At 59.4% G+C, this 1097-nt stretch carries 1 protein-coding gene; it reads right to left on the reverse strand.

Translation table 11 applies throughout. The features are described from left to right. Nucleotides 1-1067: agmatinase (speB, locus tag EN955_RS34530; RefSeq protein WP_024505881.1), on the reverse strand; the 1067-nt coding region annotated here is incomplete at its 3' end. Nucleotides 1068-1097 lie beyond the last annotated feature (30 nt).

Below are 1097 nucleotides of genomic sequence, written 5' to 3' on the forward strand. Positions count from 1 at the left end.
ATGGCTCCCTGGCCCGGCTTGTGAGCCATGGACGGACTGAAAACCATCAGGCTCAGTATCTCGAAAAGCACCTGAGCGCCGGCCTGAGCAGTATTGGTCGTGGCATCAAATTGCGGAGCGACTTCGACGACATCGCCGCCGACAAGGTCGATGCCCTTGAGGCCGCGGAGGAACTCCAGCACTTCTCGGGTGGAGAGCCCACCCACTTCAGGCGTCCCCGTTCCGGGGGCAAAGGCGGGATCCAGGCTGTCAATGTCGAAAGAGAGATAAGTGGGGCCGTCGCCGACGATCTGCAGCGCCTTTTCGATGATCGCGGGAATGCCAACAGAGGGGATATCCTCGCCATGGATCACCGTCATGCCGGATTCGTAGGAAAATTCCCAAAAATATTCCGCCGCACCACGGATACCGATCTGGATAGTTCGCGTCGGATCGAGCACACCGTCGAGCACCGCATTGCGAAAAGGGCCACCGTGATGGAACCTGGTCTGGCCGAAAGAACCGCCAGTGTCGCAATGAGCGTCGATGTGAATAAGTCCGACGGGACGTTCTCTGCCAACCGCCTTGAGAATTGGATGGGTGATAGAATGGTCGCCACCGACCGTAAGTGGTATCACGTCGGCCGCGACGATGTTGTTGAGATAGGCCTCAATGTCGGCGTGGCACTGCTCGAGCCGATAGCGGCTGGAAAAGGGGACGTCGCCAATGTCTGCGACGCGTAGATCAAACACCGGCATGCAGTCGAGTATGTGATTGTAGGGGCCGATACGCTCGATGGCGCGTAACGCGCGCGGCCCGAAGCTAGCGCCCGCGCGGTTTGTGACGCCCAGATCCATCGGCACGCCGACGATCGCCACCTGGATGCCACCGAAGTCGGGATTGGAGTGGTCGATCGGGCGGTAGGGCGCGTCAAGAAAGGTAGGGATGCCGGCATAGGGTGCGCCGGAGCCAGGAACAGAGGAGATCTTGTTGGCCATACGACGGAACTTTGGATCGAACGGCTCACCGCTATCGCCTTCTCCATATTTGTTGCGAAGAGCTCTAAGACGTTCGTCGTCCCATGCCATTTGCCTACTATCTCCCTGTGGGCGCGGCCT

The organism is Mesorhizobium sp. M7A.F.Ca.CA.001.04.2.1 (assembly GCF_003998485.1).
GTDB lineage: Bacteria > Pseudomonadota > Alphaproteobacteria > Rhizobiales > Rhizobiaceae > Mesorhizobium > Mesorhizobium ciceri.